This is a genomic window from Arthrobacter monumenti, assembly GCF_054511255.1.
This window is the reverse complement of the sequence record NZ_JBTNCY010000002.1, coordinates 72,642-88,176: the sequence shown is the minus strand read 5'-3', so window position 1 is coordinate 88,176 and position 15,535 is coordinate 72,642. Positions and strand designations below refer to the sequence as shown.

The 15,535-nt window shown below is 62.4% G+C and carries 13 protein-coding genes; 5 read left to right on the top strand and 8 right to left on the bottom strand.

Features of this window, described 5'->3' with window-relative positions; genetic code table 11:
* The first annotated feature begins 31 nt into the window (after positions 1–31).
* Positions 32–1,693: a 5-oxoprolinase subunit B/C family protein gene (locus ACX80B_RS03285; protein WP_459293541.1), complete on the top strand. Its 1,662-nt coding sequence runs from the start codon at positions 32–34 to the stop codon at positions 1,691–1,693.
* 15 nt (positions 1,694–1,708) lie between these two features.
* Entirely contained in the window at positions 1,709–3,448 is a 1,740-nt protein-coding gene (locus ACX80B_RS03280) for an acetyl/propionyl/methylcrotonyl-CoA carboxylase subunit alpha (RefSeq protein WP_459293030.1), read from the top strand.
* Positions 3,449–3,523: 75 nt separating this feature from the next.
* Here the strand turns inward: ACX80B_RS03280 and ACX80B_RS03275 are convergent, their stop codons facing one another.
* The 5 genes from ACX80B_RS03275 to ACX80B_RS03255 form a co-directional block, all read right to left on the bottom strand.
* Entirely contained in the window at positions 3,524–5,056 is a 1,533-nt protein-coding gene (locus ACX80B_RS03275; protein WP_459293028.1) for an HNH endonuclease signature motif containing protein, read from the bottom strand.
* Positions 5,057–5,364: 308 nt separating this feature from the next.
* On the bottom strand, positions 5,365–6,129 hold the full coding sequence (locus ACX80B_RS03270; RefSeq protein ID WP_459293026.1) for an energy-coupling factor transporter transmembrane component T family protein: 765 nt from the start codon (positions 6,127–6,129) through the stop codon (positions 5,365–5,367).
* 1 nt (position 6,130) lies between these two features.
* Positions 6,131–7,966, bottom strand: a complete 1,836-nt coding sequence (locus tag ACX80B_RS03265; protein WP_459293024.1) for an ABC transporter ATP-binding protein — start codon at positions 7,964–7,966, stop codon at positions 6,131–6,133.
* Positions 7,966–8,613, bottom strand: coding sequence for a hypothetical protein (locus tag ACX80B_RS03260; protein WP_459293022.1), 648 nt, complete (start codon positions 8,611–8,613; stop codon positions 7,966–7,968). Before ACX80B_RS03260 ends, ACX80B_RS03265 begins: the two co-directional genes overlap by 1 nt.
* A 520-nt stretch (positions 8,614–9,133) precedes the next feature.
* Positions 9,134–9,835 carry a DUF4386 domain-containing protein gene (locus ACX80B_RS03255; RefSeq protein ID WP_459293020.1) on the bottom strand — a complete coding sequence of 234 codons (702 nt, stop codon included), beginning with the start codon at positions 9,833–9,835 and terminating at the stop codon, positions 9,134–9,136.
* Between the two features lie 64 nt (positions 9,836–9,899).
* On the opposite strand from ACX80B_RS03255, the gene ACX80B_RS03250 reads away from it, so the two are divergent.
* Positions 9,900–10,640, top strand: a complete 741-nt coding sequence (locus ACX80B_RS03250) for a TetR/AcrR family transcriptional regulator C-terminal domain-containing protein (RefSeq protein WP_459293018.1) — start codon at positions 9,900–9,902, stop codon at positions 10,638–10,640.
* 259 nt (positions 10,641–10,899) lie between these two features.
* Complete coding sequence (locus tag ACX80B_RS03245; protein ID WP_459293016.1) at positions 10,900–11,607, top strand: ankyrin repeat domain-containing protein; 708 nt, start codon at positions 10,900–10,902, stop codon at positions 11,605–11,607.
* 38 nt (positions 11,608–11,645) lie between these two features.
* Here ACX80B_RS03245 and ACX80B_RS03240 read toward each other — a convergent pair whose 3' ends face one another.
* From ACX80B_RS03240 to ACX80B_RS03230, 3 genes are all read right to left on the bottom strand, one after another.
* Positions 11,646–12,005: an NUDIX domain-containing protein gene (locus tag ACX80B_RS03240; protein WP_459293014.1), complete on the bottom strand. Its 360-nt coding sequence runs from the start codon at positions 12,003–12,005 to the stop codon at positions 11,646–11,648.
* A 203-nt stretch (positions 12,006–12,208) separates the two neighbouring features.
* Positions 12,209–12,772, bottom strand: coding sequence for a dihydrofolate reductase family protein (locus tag ACX80B_RS03235; protein ID WP_459293012.1), 564 nt, complete (start codon positions 12,770–12,772; stop codon positions 12,209–12,211).
* 1,317 nt (positions 12,773–14,089) lie between these two features.
* Positions 14,090–14,815, bottom strand: a complete 726-nt coding sequence (locus ACX80B_RS03230; protein WP_459293010.1) for an AAA family ATPase — start codon at positions 14,813–14,815, stop codon at positions 14,090–14,092.
* A gap of 145 nt (positions 14,816–14,960) precedes the next feature.
* Here ACX80B_RS03230 and ACX80B_RS03225 point away from each other — a divergent pair, with 145 nt between their 5' ends.
* Positions 14,961–15,368 carry a type II toxin-antitoxin system VapC family toxin gene (locus ACX80B_RS03225; protein ID WP_459293008.1) on the top strand — a complete coding sequence of 136 codons (408 nt, stop codon included), beginning with the start codon at positions 14,961–14,963 and terminating at the stop codon, positions 15,366–15,368.
* The last annotated feature ends 167 nt before the right edge of the window (positions 15,369–15,535 follow it).

Genomic DNA, 15,535 nt, shown 5'->3' with positions numbered 1-15,535 from the left:
CAGCCGAGCCATCCTGATTGAGCTCAGCGGCATGGACGAAGTCCTCGCGCTCAAATCCGCCCTGACGGAAAAACCCCTCCCCGGCCAGGTGGACGTGCTGGCCGCCGCCGAAACGGTGATGGTCACCGCCGATTCCACCGCCGCTATACGGTCCATCGCCGAGCAGATCCAGCATCTCGATCTGTCCGGCTCCACTACTCTCGACGACACGCTGCGCGTCATTGAAACGGTGTACGACGGCGAGGATCTGGACACGGTCGCGGAACTGACGGGCCTCAGTCGCGACGGTGTGATCGAAGCCCACACCTCACAGACCTGGACTGCGGCCTTTGGCGGATTTGCACCCGGTTTTGCCTACTTGGTCGGTGAAAACCAGCGCCTGGAAGTTCCGCGCCGGGAAAGTCCACGCACCGCTGTTCCGGCCGGTTCGGTCGCACTCGCCGGTAACTTCTCCGCCATCTACCCACGCCAGTCGCCCGGTGGCTGGCAGTTGATCGGACGGACCGCGGCACGGATGTGGGACCTCGATCGGGAGCAGCCGGCCTTGGTTGTTCCGGGCAACCGCGTGCAGTACAAAGCCGTGCGGGAGCTCGTCGAGACAGATGCTTCTGATGAGGGAAATGAACCGGTCCGGGAGGAAGGCACCTCTGGGAAAGAGGCAGCCTCCCAACAGCCCGCCGCAACGCAAGGGTCAGCCCTTCCGGAACCGGACGACTCCCGCTCCGGTGTTCGCGTTGTCTCCCCCGGCGCGCTGAGCCTGATTCAGGACCTAGGCCGTTTCGGCTACGCCGATCTCGGCGTCTCGGAGGCCGGCGCCCTTGATTCCGGCGCGATGCGGACGGCCAACCGCCTTGCCGGCAACGGGCCCAACGAAGCGGTGATTGAAACCGCAATGGGTGGACTCTCCGTAACGGCACAAGGTGACCAGGTGGTCGCCGTCGCCGGGGCGCCGATGTCCCTCAAAATCCACAACCCGGATGGAATGGTCCGCAGCATACCCGTGGGTGCCCCCCTTGCCCTGCTCGACGGCGAAACGCTCACCCTGGGTGCGCCGACGCGGGGACTGCGCAGCTACGTTGCTTTCCGTGGCGGCATCGATGTACCGCCGGTGCTGGGAAGCCGCGCCACCGACACCATGTCCGGAATCGGACCGGAACCGCTGGCGGCACAGTCCTTCGTTCCCGTCGCCGAAGCGCCACCCACCAGTGTCGTCGGAATCCCCCAGACGCCCGACGACGTCGACACCGCGGCTGCGCGGGAAACTGTTCAGCTGAATATCGTCCTCGGCCCGCGGGCCGACTGGTTCGACCAGCCCGCCATCGATTCGCTGACCGGTCAGGAATGGGAGGTCACGGCGAAGTCCAGCCGCGTCGGAATCCGCTTGGATGGCACCCCGCTGGAGCGCAGCCGGCAGGGCGAGCTTCCCAGTGAAGGAACACTCGCTGGCAGCATCCAGATTCCACCGTCCGGCCTGCCCGTCCTCTTCCTCGCCGACCATCCCGTCACCGGCGGCTATCCCGTGATCGGTGTCGTCGCGCACGAGCATCTGGACCGGGCGGCCCAGATACCGCCAGGCGGCAGGATCCGGTTCCACGTGGTGGCTGCTCCAGACGAAGACACCTCCCGCGCGAATACCGCCGGCATCGGTGAATCAGCCGGTTCTGCGGGCGCCGACAACAGCACTGAAACCTGAGCGGAAGACACAGCCATGCACAAAGTCCTGATTGCCAACCGCGGCGAAATCGCCGTGCGCGTGGAGCGCGCCTGCCTCGACGCCGAACTGGTTTCCGTCGCCGTCTACGCGGACGACGATGCCGGTTCCCTGCATATGGAGCTGGCCGATGAAGCGTACGCGTTGGATGGTTCGACGCCGGCGGACACGTATCTCAATATCGACAAGCTGTTGCAGATCGCCAAACGTTCCGGAGCCGACGCCGTCCATCCCGGTTACGGGTTTCTGTCCGAGAACGCGGACTTCGCCCGCGCCGTCATCGACGCCGGACTGACCTGGATCGGCCCGGAACCGGACAGCATCCTCGCGCTCGGAAATAAAGTCACCGCGAGGGAAATCGCAGTCCGCGCCAATGCCCCCATGGTGGCTGGCAGCGACGGACCGGTCGATTCCGCCGCCGAGGTCCGCGCGTTTGCCGAAGAACACGGACTTCCGCTCGCGCTCAAAGCGGCCTTCGGAGGAGGCGGCCGCGGGCTCCGGGTGGTTCGTGAACTCGGTGAAATCGAGGAAGCTTTCGACTCGGTCCGCCGCGAAGCGAAATCAGCCTTTGGCCGGGACGAGCTCTTCGTCGAGCGGTTCCTGGATAAACCGCGGCACGTCGAAGCCCAGATCCTGGCCGACAAGCACGGCAACGTCATCGTCGTCGGAACCCGTGACTGTTCGCTGCAGCGGCGGCACCAGAAACTCGTGGAGGAAGCGCCTGCACCGTTCCTGACCGACGCCCAGCGCAGCGAGATCCACGAATCGGCCAAGGCCATCTGCCGGGAAGCCGATTACGTAGGTGCTGGAACCGTCGAATTCCTGCTTGGCCAGGACGGCACAGTGTCCTTTTTGGAGGTCAACACGCGGCTCCAGGTTGAGCACCCGGTGACCGAGGAAACCTCCGGAATGGACCTCGTCCAGGCACAGTTCCGTATCGCCGACGGAGAACCCCTGGCCATCACGGAAGATCCCAAGCCGTCCGGCCATGCCATCGAATTCAGGCTCAATGCCGAAGACGTCGGACGCGGGTTCCTCCCCTCCCCCGGGACGGTCAAAACCTTCGTACCACCCACCGGGCGCGGCATCCGGGTGGACACCGGCGTCCGCTCCGGCGACACCATCGCCGGACAGTTCGACTCCATGCTCGCCAAACTGATTGTTACCGGCGCCGACCGGCAGCAGGCCATCCGCCGTGCACGCCGTGCCTTGGCGGAACTCGAAATAACGGGCCTGGCGACGGTGATCCCGTTCCACCGGGCGGTGCTCGAAGAAGAAGCCTTCACCGGAACAGATTCCCTCGGCGTTTACACCGGCTGGATCGAGAGCGAATTCGCCGACAGGATTCCCGCAGATCCCGATTACAGCCCCGGAAGCGGTGATGGCGGCCGCCGGACCTTCAGCATCGACCTCGATGGACGCCGGGTCAGCCTTGGCCTGCCCGCCGAACTGCTCGCCAGCCTCGGCACCGCCGGCTCGAGCGCGGCGACTGCAGGACCGGCCGGTGCCGGCGCGGACGCTGACCCCAACGAACTCCGTTCGCCCATGGTCGGCACCGTTGTGAAGTGGCTGGTCGAGCCGGGCGCCGAAGTGGGCGAGGGGGACGCCGTCGTCGTCCTTGAAGCGATGAAGATGGAGTCAACCATCCCCGCCCACCGTTCCGGTACTGTCGGCGAACCAAAGCGGGGACCAGGCGACTCCGTCGAAGCTGACGCCGTCCTGACGCTCATCTCCTGATCGACTGACCCGTCATCTCGCAATCCATCGCTCAGGTCCCGCTTTCTAACGCCGCTGGAGCAGTCGGTGCTGGTTTCAGAATGGTGGCGGGGTTTGGTCGTGGTCCCCGGTTGGGGTGGTGTTGTTGGCGTTTTTGGGGTCCCAGGGGTCGAAGTGGTGTCCGTTGCCGGTTTTGTAGCGTTGGGCGTCTTTTCTGCTGGTGAGGACGGGTCCTTCGGGTTTTGATGTGTAGGTTCGTCCTGCCGGTGATGTGACGGTGATGGTGCCGTCTTTGTCTTGGGTGTCTTTCCATCCGCAGGCGGTTTTACGGAGATGGTGCATGGGGCAGTAGCCTTTCAGTGATTCGTAGTCTGTGGTTCCGCCTTCGACCCAGGGCGTGGTGTGGTCGAGTTCGGTGAAGCGTGCGGATCGGTTGCAGCCTGGGGCGCGGCAACATCGGTCGCGGATATTGATCATTTTTTTCAGGTCGGCGGGGACTTTGTAGGTGGTTCTGCCGAAGGAGATCATCGCCCCGGTCTCGGGGTGGGTGAGGATCCGTTTGAAGGAGGGAGCGTTCGCGCATAGTTTTCGGGCGGTTTCGTCGTCCATGGGTCCGAAGCCTTCAAGCTCTGCTGGCTCCTCCGACAGGCCGAGCAGGGTGAGGACGGGGACGGTGACGATGACTTCGGGTTTGATCTGCTCGTAGTTGGGCAGGTGTGGTTCTGCCACGGCCTGACCGGAGGAAGCAGTGCCGGTTGAGCCGGGGGACGGATTGCCGCCCCTGCCACGATCGTTGTTGTCATCGTTCAGGCCTGCAATTGGTCCATCTGGGATCGGCCCGGCGCCGAGGAGGAGGTCGGTGAAGACGTCGGCGCAGAGTTGGGCGCCGGTTCGTTCCTCGTCCGGGCCGCGGAGGGCCCGGGCGGCGGCGGTGATGCGGTTGAAGGCGGCGGTGGCTGCTTCGGCGGGCAGGTAGGCGCCGAGCCAGGCCATTCCGTCTTCGGCGGGCTGGAACCAGGCCCTGCGGTCGCAGGCGGCCTTCTTTTTCCGCCGGGCGCCGGATTCGGGGTGCATCCGTTCGCGCAGGCGCTTGGCCTTGCCGGACAGTTTCGGCCGGGGCAGGGACGGTGCGTCGGCGAGCAGTTCCTGCTCGAATTCGGGTCGGGCGTGCTCGGGGAGGGTTTGTGCCTGGTCGATGATGACCATGGCCTGGTCCCGGTTCAGTTCCCCGGTTTCGAGGCGGTCGAGCGTGGCGGGGAAAGAGCCGACCAGTTCGGTGCTTTCGAAGATGAGTTTCTGCGCTGTCCTCGTTGCGATGGTCAACGCCCCGCTGACTTCGCCCTCGACGTTCATCCGGGCCAGGCGTTCGGCATTCCGTGACGGGCCGGCCGGATCGGGCTGCGGGACCGTCCCTGCCGCGGTTTCACAGAGCCGGGTGACCAGGCGGGCTTTGAGCCCCTCCGCCCACGCGATGAGCTGCCCGGCCGAGACCAGAGCCATGGTCGCTTCATCGAAGGACAAGACCCCGGGAACAACATCGCCGAGCGGCCCGGCCAGTTCCGGCAGCTCGAAGACACCGGTCGGAGCGCCCTCGCTGTTCCCGCCCTCTGGTGCTTCCTCGTTTGCCATGTCTTTAGTACATCAGCCGGTACCGACAATATTCGAAACCCTGTACGCTAGCAGATAACGAAACAGTAACGAAAAAAGGATAATGCGGGGAACCCAAAGCACAGGCATCCACCGCGCCGATGTGGAAGCTCCATGACGTGCGGCTCTCAGGCGCCAGGGCCTGCATTCATGCGATCGTCGACGCTCCAACGGGACGCCGTCGAGGGTTAACGTCGTTCTGACTGTCGTCAATAAGCTGGGCCCGGAAAGCTGGGCCCGGGACGCTTCCGGACTCACCCCGGGATCAACCAGTTCCAGACCCAGCCGGGCTACAACCCCAGCATCGCCGGGGCGAACCGCATGAGCGCAGCCACGGCCAAAGCTCCGACGCCTGCGACCAGCAGCGCGATGTCAGCCGCGCCGACCGCTCCGAGAGTCGTGGCGGGCCGCTGCGTGAAGGAGAAACCGCGCAGCTGCAACGTGGACATCATGGTTCCTGCCCGCCGCGCCATGATGATCACGGCCGGGACAAACAGTTTCGCCATGTTCGCGATACTCTCGATCGGCCGGCGGATCGTCAATTCAATGCCCTTGAGCTTCATGGCATCGATGGTGCGGAAGATATCTGACATGCTCGCGTACATCAGCAGGAACGAGTAGCCCACCAGGAAGCACAGCGGCTCCGGGATCTTCAGGCCGCGCATGCCATCGGTGATCTTGTCCGGAGACATGGTGGACAGCAACGCCAGACTCAGGAAGAGCGCGGCCGACCACGCCAGTCCCAGCCGCAGTCCGAAAGTCAGGTCGCCGTCGAAGGGCGAGAAGTTTCCCGCCAGCAGGTCCTGACCCAACGGAATGGCGATCAAGCCAATAAAATTCGGAAGCTGCAGCAACCACAGGATCAGCAGCACCAGCGGAGGCACGCGGGCGGCGATGCTGAGCGCCAGCCCGAGGACGCTTGCGACGAGCATCCACTGCCAGTTCGGTGCGGTATAGAGGAAAACAATGACGACGGCGAACAGCAACAGTTTGATCCGCGGATCGCGGCGATGCAGGAAGCTGTCTTTTTCTGTGTAAAGCAGGGGTACCCGCATCTCACACCTCCTGTTTGACGGGATAAAGTTGGGTGGCCAGTTCGGCGACCGTAATCGCATCCACGCCGAAGGCTGCGGCCACTTGGGCAGCACGCGGCGGTCGGAGCGACGTTTTCGCCAGAACTTCCGCCCCGCTGGCGCCGAAGACGTCATGGGGACTTCCGGAAGCAACCACACGCCCCTGGTCGAGCAGAGTAACCGTGTCTGCGGTTTCCGCGACCAGGTCCAGGTCATGTTCAACAATGACGACGGCGGTGCCCCGGTCGCGTAGTTCGTGCAGCAATCGGCGCAGGGCCGCGCGGGCGGGAGCATCCAGCGAGACCCGAGGCTCATCGAGAATCAACACCGCCGGGTCGAGCACCAGCGCACTGGCAATAGCGACCAGCTTCCGGTGACCGCGGGATAGGTGAGTTGGATCCTGGTCCATCAGCCCGGCGGGAATCCCGACCAGTTCCACCGCCCGGTCGACAGCCTCGGCGATCTGCCCGTCGGAGATGACGACCTCACGCTTGAACCATCCCCTGCGGCGGATCCGGCGGCGCCGGAGCGCGTCACCGATTTCCTCGCGCACTGTGCGCTCGGTGATCTGCTCGTCCGGGTTCTGGAGGGCTGTGCCCACGTTCCGGGCCAATTCGGCCGGGGAGCACTCCCGGGTGTTCTTCCCATCCATCCATACGGTGCCGGAGGAAGGACGGACCAAGCCGCAGAGCATCCGCAGCAAGGTGGATTTGCCTGCCCCGTTGCCACCCACAATTGCGTGCACCTCTCCTGGGGAAACCTGCAGCGCCACGTCTTGTACCGCCATCGTTCCATCCGGGTAGGCAAACGACACGTGGTCAATGTCAACGGCTTTCGGGCGGTCACCTGATTCAGAGGCTGAGATCGATGGTTCGGGAGCGCCGACCTCAGGAAGACGGTGGTTCGCTGGTACGGGAGCGCCGACCTCTGATTCAGATGCGAGGGTCCCTGGTTCCAGGACGGCGGGCTGTGGAATATCCGGCGCCGCGGATTCCATAACGCCGGGAGGCTGAACCACGGAAGTCAACTCTTCAACAGTCAGCGGATTATCGGGCAGCCCGGCAGCCTGCGCAACTTGTACGACGACGGGCGGCTCCACCTCGGCATCGTCAAGGGCGGTCAGGTTCCGCAGCAGCTGGTCTGCCGGGCCGAGCGCGCTGACCTGGCCATCGCGGAGCATCAGCAACTGGTCGGCGATGCCAACCAGCAAATCGATGTCCTGCTCCACCACGACGAGCGTCATCCGTTTCGAGAGCTGGCTGACCAGCAAACGAATTTCTTCCTTGCCATCCGGATCGAGCAGGCCGGTGATGTTATCCAGAATGAGCACCTGCGGATCAGCCGCGAGCGCCGCCGCGATCGCAACCCGCTGCTGTTGCCCACCGGAGAGCTCCCACGTGCGCTTGTGCTCAAGGTCGAGCCGGGCAAGCCCGAGTTCGCTCAGCAAACGCCGCGCTTCCGCCTCCGCCTGTTTCACCGGAACATCATGGTTGAGCATCGGAGCCATTACTTCGGACAGCACTGTGATCTGCGTCAGCTGGGAGGCATAGTCCTCGAACACCAGGCCGATTCTCTGCGCCACATCCGGCACCGGCGACTGGCGCGGATCCAGGTCCACGACCTCAAGATCGCCGCCGAATTCACCGCCAGTTGTTCGTGGCACCAGGCCTGCCAGGCACATGCACAGTGTTGTTTTCCCGGCACCCATGGGACCCACAACTCCAAGCACCTCCCCTGCATTCAACTGCAGGTCGACGCCTGCCAGCGAGGGCAGTTCGGTTTCCGGGTAGGTAAGTTCCAGCGACTGAGCTGTAATCATTACTTGGCTCCAGTCTTCGACGGCTTCGGGGCGGAAACGCTCTGCTCCTTTGATCCCTCCTGCGGGCGGTGCGGCGTATAGCCCAGCAGCCGCTCGAGCCTTCCATGCAGAGCCCGCACCAGCGGGACGGTGATGATGGCGCCGAGAATGATGCCGTGGGTGATGGTGTTGCCCATGGCACTGAAGAGGGCAACGCTCACGCCTTCTTCGCCAAAGACCAGGAAGGCGGATGCTTCGATAACCGCCTGGACCAGTGCACCCACAATGCAGGCCATCGCAACGCGGCCCCACTTGAGGGGTTGTCCGTTGATGATCAGACCGGCGATGGCGAAACCAACGAAATAGCCTGCGAAGCCGAAGACGTCGTCGACCTCGTAGCCCTCGATGATGTCGCCAATCGATTCGCCGACGGCGGCACCAAGTGGAATTGCTAGCGTCGGCAGGCCCTTGGGAAGCAGGGCCAGGAACATAAATGGAATGAAGAACGGCTTGAAGTCGATGTCGACCGGAATCTCCGGGATTCTTTCAAAGATCAGCAAGCCAAAGAAGAAAAGAACGGCGACCAGTGCGGCCACCACCATGGCTCTGGGACCGGAAGCACGGTTATTCGCCTGTTGCGTCGGCGTCGTCATTTTGTTGGCAGTCATGGAACCCTTACTGGAGAACGGAAGGTGCTGCAAGTAGTCGCATACGATGCGAACAGGCGGATTTCTTCAACGCCTGTAGTTCGACAGTAAGTATGAAGTGTGAACCGACGGTCAGCCGGAGGTAAATAGAAAATTAACTCTCCGGATGGAGTCATTGCATATTGCCTCAGGCCACGATATAGAGACTGTCGGAGCAGAATCGCCATGGCTGGTGCACCGGAGCATCCTTCCATGCTGTGGGGCTTTGCGCCTCAGCAGGTGACCCATATATGGCTGGCGCGATTCTATGTATCGACGCGGGATTCTATCGATCGAAGCAACATCCAATTGAAAGGTTGTTGTCCAAGGGTTCAGCCACCTGCCCGTCCCTGGGGGCCGGTGGAGTTCAGGACACGGTGAGGTTTCCGGTGATCAGTACGGAGGATCCGCCGTAGCGGCGGGACACCGTGGCCCGCATGGTGTCCCGTATGCCGGGCTTGTGCACGGGATTGTCCATGGTTTTCTCTTCGCAGTCGGCGGTTCAGTTGGCGGGGAGCCGGCGGCCGGCGATGAGCAGCCAGAAGATCAGAACCACTTCACCCACGAACATGAACTGGGCGAAAACGGCGGAGAAGTCGGGGATGAAGGCCATACCGATGGCGTCCGCCAGGTATCCGATGCCGGCGATGGCGAGCAGGATGCCGAAGACCTTCGGCACGAAACCCGACCGGAATGCCAGATAGCCGACGAGCACCAGGGAGATGCCGAACAGGCCCTGGCTGATCACCCAGATGGTGTTGAACGACTCCAGGAAGGGCAGAGCGGTCTCGGGATCGTCCAGGAGCGAGAACCCGATTACGAGTTGGCTGACGGCCGCCACGAGCAGGACCGCGTAGAGGGCCCGCATCCATCCTGCCGCCGATGAGAAGCGACGACTCACGGGCTTGAACACTACGTACAGGGCTCCCGCGACGATGACGTCGAGTACTGCGATGAGGAGGAAGCCGACGACGCCCGCGAAGAACTGGATTGGCGCGTTGGAGATGTTGTGCGCGGTCTCCGTGGCGTCCCCGATAGCGATCAGCGGCACAATGGCGCCGAAGTTGGAAAGGCCACCCAGCACCGCCATCAGGGCGAGACTCCATCCGGCAGTGAGCGCCGCATTACGCGGCGACCAGGTGGTGAAGTCCATCGGGCGTTGCGGGAGGTCGGTCTTGCTAGAGTTGAGCGAGGTGGGGCTCATTTTGATTTCCTTACATTGTATGCTTATGTTGTAAGTAAGTTACGCTTACATCGTAAGGTTGTCAATGGATCCGAACGGAGAGATCATGGCGAGGCGATCAAGCAAGACCGGCGCGGCCTCACGCGGCCGCTTGAACCGCGAGCTAGTGCTGAGCGCGGCGGTCGCGCTTGCCGATGACGCGGGCATCGAATCACTGACGATGCGCAGACTCGGGGACGAACTCGGGGTGGAGGCGATGTCGCTGTACAGCCATGTCGCGAACAAAGAAGACCTGTTCAACGCAATGGTCGACGCCGTGTTCGACGAGATCGAACTGCCCTCGCACAGTGACGACTGGAAGACTGCGATACGCAAGCGATCGGTCTCATTCCGCGACACGTTGTCACGCCACCCGTGGGCCACCGCATTGAAAGACTCCGGGACCAATCCGGGGCCAGCCACGCTGCGGCATCACGACCGTGTCATCGGCACGCTCCGGAACGCGGGATTCTCCATTGCCATGGCAGCCCATGCTTTCTCGGCATTGGACAGCTACATCTACGGCTTCGCGATGCAGGAAAAGAACCTGCCGTTTCACACGCAGGAGGAGACGGCTGCGATGGCGCACGTCATGCTCGCCCAACTTCCCGTCAACGAGTACCCGTATCTCGCCGAGCTGACGGCCGACCATGTGCTTCAACCGGGCTATTCCTATGGCGACGAGTTCCCGCTCGGCCTCGACCTCCTCCTCGACGGTCTTGAGGGGTGGCTCGAGCGACACCCCCAGGATCGGCAGCCTGAAGGCGTGCTGACCGAGGGCGCTTGACGGAGACGGTGTATATGTTCTCCGCATCAGCTCGGCTGCTTTTCCATGCGGTCAGAGTTCAGCCCAATTTCACGTGCCAGTGCCGCTGAGGGATCGGTCACGGACCTAGCCAGCGCCTGCGACGCCCGCGCTGAGCCGTGCTGGCCGACGGTTGTCCGATGCATGGCACGAGTATGCTGACAAGCATGGGAATGATCCCAATGAAGTTCTGGTGTGCCACTTCGGTGGCCCCGCGACGGGTCTCCCGATGAGGGCCCTCGTGACGGGCGGTGTCTTGGCCGTACTGCTGCTGGTGACCGGCTGCACCGATAGCGGCGAGGTGACCGGTCCGACACAACAGACGCCTTCCGAATCCGTGCCTTCGCCGAGCCCGTCGAGCACGTCGCCGCAAGCCGAGGAGTCCGCCCCGGGTGTCTCGCCGAGCAGCAGATCGGCCACGTCCAAGCCTCCCACCCCCGGCGAACGGATGGCGCTGAATCAGAACCTGATCGGGGCGGCCTGGGACAACGACGTCGCCCAAGCTCGCCGGCTCATCGCCGCCGGCGCTGACGTCAACTACGAGGACAAGACCGAACAGAGCGCTTTCCTCATCGCAGCGAGTGAGGGCTACCTCGAGCTGCTGAACCTGACTCTGCGCAACGGCGCGGACGTCCACGCGCGTGACAGCTTCAATGGCACCGCCCTGATCCGCGCCGCGGAGCGTGGCCACGCGGAGGTGGTGCGAAGGCTGCTGGAGACCAACGTGGACGTTAACCACGTCAACAACCTGGGCTGGACCGCGCTGCACGAGGCGATCATCTTCGGCGATGGCTCGCCCCGGTACGTGGAGACCGTGCGGCTGCTCGTCAAAGGAGGCGCCGACGTAACGCTCCCCTCCCAGCGCGATGGTCTGACACCCTTGCAGCTCGCCACGCCCCGGGACTTCCAAAAAATCGCTGCCATTTTACGCAACGCGACGGAACAATAGACCGCGGACGATGCATCCCGGCCGAATGGCCGCGTCCTCTAGGGGATGTGCGTTTCGTTAGCAGAAGACTTCTTCCGGAGTGTGTCAACGAGTGGAGGCCAGAGCTTTTCCAGCCGGGCTCTCCATGGCGGTGCGGCATCGTTGCTTGATTCCCCGGCTAATGCACTTCCTCCGGGGAATTCCCACGCTAAAGGGTATTCCTTGGTAGCTGATCGTTGCGTTAGAAGAACGGCACCATCAGATCGATAAGCACATGTGGCAACGACGAGGTGGAAGCGGCCGGGAGGCCAGTCAGGGTTTCCACGGCGATAAGTCTGCCCAGTCAGGTGACCGTGCTCATCCGTGACGTCCCACCACTCATCGGAACCTGGCTCATACGAGGCGCTGGAATGATTCATCATGTCAGCCTATGGTCTGAATACAAGTACCATCGCTCCGACCCAATGACGGACCGTCTGCCGCCTGCACTAGCAAGTTGTAAGGGCTCTGGCTAAGGATATTGCCGGCCAAGTTTGCCAGTGGCTCCATGCTGATTTTGAACCACATCTTGCGTCACGAGATCCTTGAATGGCCCGAGTCGTGCCGATCCAAGGTCGGGTATTCAGCTTCTGGTCTCGTACCTGGTCAGGAGCACGCCGTCGGGAAACATCCGGGTCTCCACCAGGTTCAGGTTCACCCAGTTGTCCAGGGCCGCGAAGAACGGCGTGCCGCCGCCCACCAGGACCGGGTGGGTGACCATCGCGTACTCGTCGATCAGTCCGGCCCGCATGGCCGCTGCGGCGAGGGTGGCGCCGCCGACGTCCATGGGATCGCCATCCTCAGTCTTGAGCCGGGTGATCTCGGTCACAGGGTCCCGGGTCACCAGACGGGCGTTCCAGTCGACCGCGCTGGTCGTCGAGGAGAACACCACCTTCGGCATGTCCCGCCAGCGGCGGGCGAACTCGATCTGAGCCGGTGTGGCGCCAGGCTGCCCGTCGACCGTCGGCCAGTGGGAGCTCATCGTCTCCCAAAGTTTGCGCCCGTACAGCGCCAGGCCCGTCGCGCCCACCCGGTCGGACCACCATTGGAACAGCTCGTCGCTCGGCACGCTCCAGCCGAGGTCGTCGCCGGGCGCGGCGATGTAGCGGTCCAGACTCAGGTTCATGCCAAAGGTCAGTTTCCGCATTGCGTCGGCTTCCCATGAGTCGGTATTCGGCGTATGCCATAGCCAGATACGACGACGACTACTGCAGAAACGCTTCCCAAGAAGGGAAGCCAGTTCTCATTCGGTTCACCGGGTGTGATGCCCAGCAGCAGGAATACGACTAACATCAGAAATCCCGCGGCGATGAGGAGTCGGCCCATGTTGTTGGGAGTCATGGAAGAACAATATCGTCCGCTGCCGGGGTTGTGCCACAGTCCCCGGCCTGCTTCAACGTCCCACCTACGCTCTATGGGCTTCTCGCGAACGCCGTTATGTCCATTTAGCGTCGGAGCATTTTTCGGACGCGGGCACGGATGGATTTGCGTAGCTTCCGCCTGATCTCACGGGACCGCAGGTAGCTGTCCCGCTCCCGGTCCGCCCACATTTGCTGTTCCTGCAGGAACCCCCGTCGACCGGCTGCAGTCCGGGTCCGTGCCCATTGGCCGTTTGGACTAAATATCATATGACATCACTCCCTTGTGGTTGCTGTCAGCCTATCAACCGCCGTCGGACGGAAAGTGGGGTGAAGAGCAGAGCCTGTGAATGCCTTGCGCCCTCCGCCTCATATATTGAGCGCAAGCTAGGTGGCGGGGCCGAGGACGGCTGTTCCATGAATGACGATGTTGTCCGTAGACCGGCCCTCGACGGCACGGCTGAATCCCGAATCAGGCCGGCAACCTTTCGGGTGGATGAGCTGGGTGGGAGACTGAATCTATGTTCACGGCAGTAGAAATACATGTGGTTGCAAATGTCTTTCGGTGAGACTCCGCGTTCCAGTCCGATCCAGGATCTGAATTCGGCAGAAGAGGAACTCCTCCTGCTGCTGTACATGTGTCCGGAGACTGCCGAAGAGTTGGAATGTATGTTGGCAGAGGAGGACCACCGTCAGCTAAATGGAGCGTGCGGAACAGCCAAAGACGGAGTTGCCGCGGCGCTCAAAAGACTGGCGGAGTCAGGGTTGGTCACTGTTGACTCCGAACCTGCTTCCCCCGCCAGTTCGGATGTCTGTCTGCAAGAGGTTTGGCGGCTCACTGAACTGGGAAGAGCAGTCGCCAGTCAAGAGGCTATGTTGCTCAATGAGTGGGACCGGTGTTTCCAGGCTGAGTTAGTGAAGTTGGGAATCACAGCCGATGCTGCTGCCAGGGCTGTCGGCGCAGTCTCAGATACTGGTGACAATTACGGAGATCCGGCAGATGCCGCCCTCCGATACGCCGCAACCAATCGACGTGAGGAATAAGACGATAACGACTCATATCCGCTGAAGATGGTTCGTCGGGTTTGGGTCGCGGACGAGTTCACCTAAACATGCTTTAGATAGCGTTGCGGGGATGAGAGGAAAGCCTGCCAGCTTTTCACTAGGTCTAGTTCTTCCCATGCTTTTGGGCGCATGCCCCAGTCTCCGACCTCCAAGATCTGCGCGCCCGGCAGCGCCGCCAACAACGGCGAGTGGGTGGAGATGATGACTTGAGAGTCTCCCTTGGCGAGGAGATCTTTTAGTATTCCGAGCAGGGACAGGCATCCGGAAAAGGACAGTGCCGATTCAGGCTCGTCCAGCAGCCAGAGGCCAGGTCCGCGGAACCGGTCGATGACCAGTTCCAGGAAGGATTCACCGTGAGACATTTGGTGGAAGGCAATATCTTCCTGCCCGGAGGTGCTCGGGTTCATTTCGAGGTAGGTAAAGAATCCATGCATCGTTTCCGCCCGCAAAAAATATCCGCGGCGGTTGGTTCCTGCATTGCGGATCAGCTGCAAGTGCTCGGCAAGCTCGGATTCCGTCGACCGGGTCGTATGCCGCGCACCGGTTGATCCGCCCTCGGGTGAAAGGCCGTAGGCCAGAGCGATTGCTTCCACGAGAGTGGATTTACCCGAACCGTTTTCTCCGACGAACACTGTTGCTGCGGCCAAGTCCAGCCCTTGCGCGAGCATTTGAGCTACTGGCGGCATAGTCGCTGGCCAGCGGCTTCGGTCGAGCGGGTTGGCAGGATCTTCGCAGACCTGCCGGACCGGAAAGCGGTCAAGGGGCATAATCCCATTCTTACTTACAGGGGGGCACATCCTTCAGGCTGCATCCAATCAACGGGAGACGTGCGCACCGGTGCAGGGTCGGTAACTGGCCTGCACCCTGGTCGCGCCATGGGCTATCGGCCCAGCGACGTCATACGCTGTGAACATGACACGCTACGTGATCGACGCCGCCACCCTGTTGCACATAGTCGCCAACGAGATCCGCATCAGCTCGGTACATCAGCTCGTCGCTCCCAATCTCATCCGCTCCCAGGCGCTCACCCTGCTGCTCGAAGAGGTGCGGCGCGGTGACCTTGACGAGAATCTGGCGCTTCAACATCATGAGCGGCTCACTGAACTGAAGATGCGACTGCTCGGTGATCGTGTATCCCGCCGTACCGCTTGGAAGATCGCCCGCGAACAGGGTTGGGACACGACCTTCGACGCCGAATATTTGGCCGTCACCAAACTTCAGGCCGACGCTCTCGTCACCGTTGACCGCGCATTTGCATCCAAGGCGAAAGACATCGTCCCCCTGGCACCTCTTGAAGCCCTCGCCGCAGAGGACTTTTGACTAGCGGTCCCTGGCCGGATACGTTCAAGTAATTCAATCGAAATACCTGGCCTTGTCGAGAATTTGTGTCACCACGTTGGCCTTGTGCGCCGTGTAGGTTCCCCAATCAGCGGTGCGATGCGCCGCTTCCCGCTTGATGCTCAGATACTGCATCTGGCTTGCGTATC

What these genes read in the sequence shown, in the direction of transcription:
- ACX80B_RS03255 (WP_459293020.1), bottom strand. Translation starts at nt 9,835, where the DNA reads ATGAGCCCCACCTCGCTCAACTCTAGCAAGACCGACCTCCCGCAACGC.
- ACX80B_RS03270 (WP_459293026.1), bottom strand. Translation starts at nt 6,129, where the DNA reads ATGCGGGTACCCCTGCTTTACACAGAAAAAGACAGCTTCCTGCATCGC.
- ACX80B_RS03240 (WP_459293014.1), bottom strand. Translation starts at nt 12,005, where the DNA reads ATGAATCATTCCAGCGCCTCGTATGAGCCAGGTTCCGATGAGTGGTGG.
- ACX80B_RS03280 (WP_459293030.1), top strand. Translation starts at nt 1,709, where the DNA reads ATGCACAAAGTCCTGATTGCCAACCGCGGCGAAATCGCCGTGCGCGTG.
- ACX80B_RS03250 (WP_459293018.1), top strand. Translation starts at nt 9,900, where the DNA reads ATGGATCCGAACGGAGAGATCATGGCGAGGCGATCAAGCAAGACCGGC.
- ACX80B_RS03260 (WP_459293022.1), bottom strand. Translation starts at nt 8,613, where the DNA reads ATGACTGCCAACAAAATGACGACGCCGACGCAACAGGCGAATAACCGT.
- ACX80B_RS03265 (WP_459293024.1), bottom strand. Translation starts at nt 7,966, where the DNA reads ATGATTACAGCTCAGTCGCTGGAACTTACCTACCCGGAAACCGAACTG.
- ACX80B_RS03235 (WP_459293012.1), bottom strand. Translation starts at nt 12,772, where the DNA reads ATGCGGAAACTGACCTTTGGCATGAACCTGAGTCTGGACCGCTACATC.
- ACX80B_RS03225 (WP_459293008.1), top strand. Translation starts at nt 14,961, where the DNA reads ATGACACGCTACGTGATCGACGCCGCCACCCTGTTGCACATAGTCGCC.
- ACX80B_RS03285 (WP_459293541.1), top strand. Translation starts at nt 32, where the DNA reads ATGGACGAAGTCCTCGCGCTCAAATCCGCCCTGACGGAAAAACCCCTC.
- ACX80B_RS03230 (WP_459293010.1), bottom strand. Translation starts at nt 14,815, where the DNA reads ATGCCCCTTGACCGCTTTCCGGTCCGGCAGGTCTGCGAAGATCCTGCC.
- ACX80B_RS03275 (WP_459293028.1), bottom strand. Translation starts at nt 5,056, where the DNA reads ATGGCAAACGAGGAAGCACCAGAGGGCGGGAACAGCGAGGGCGCTCCG.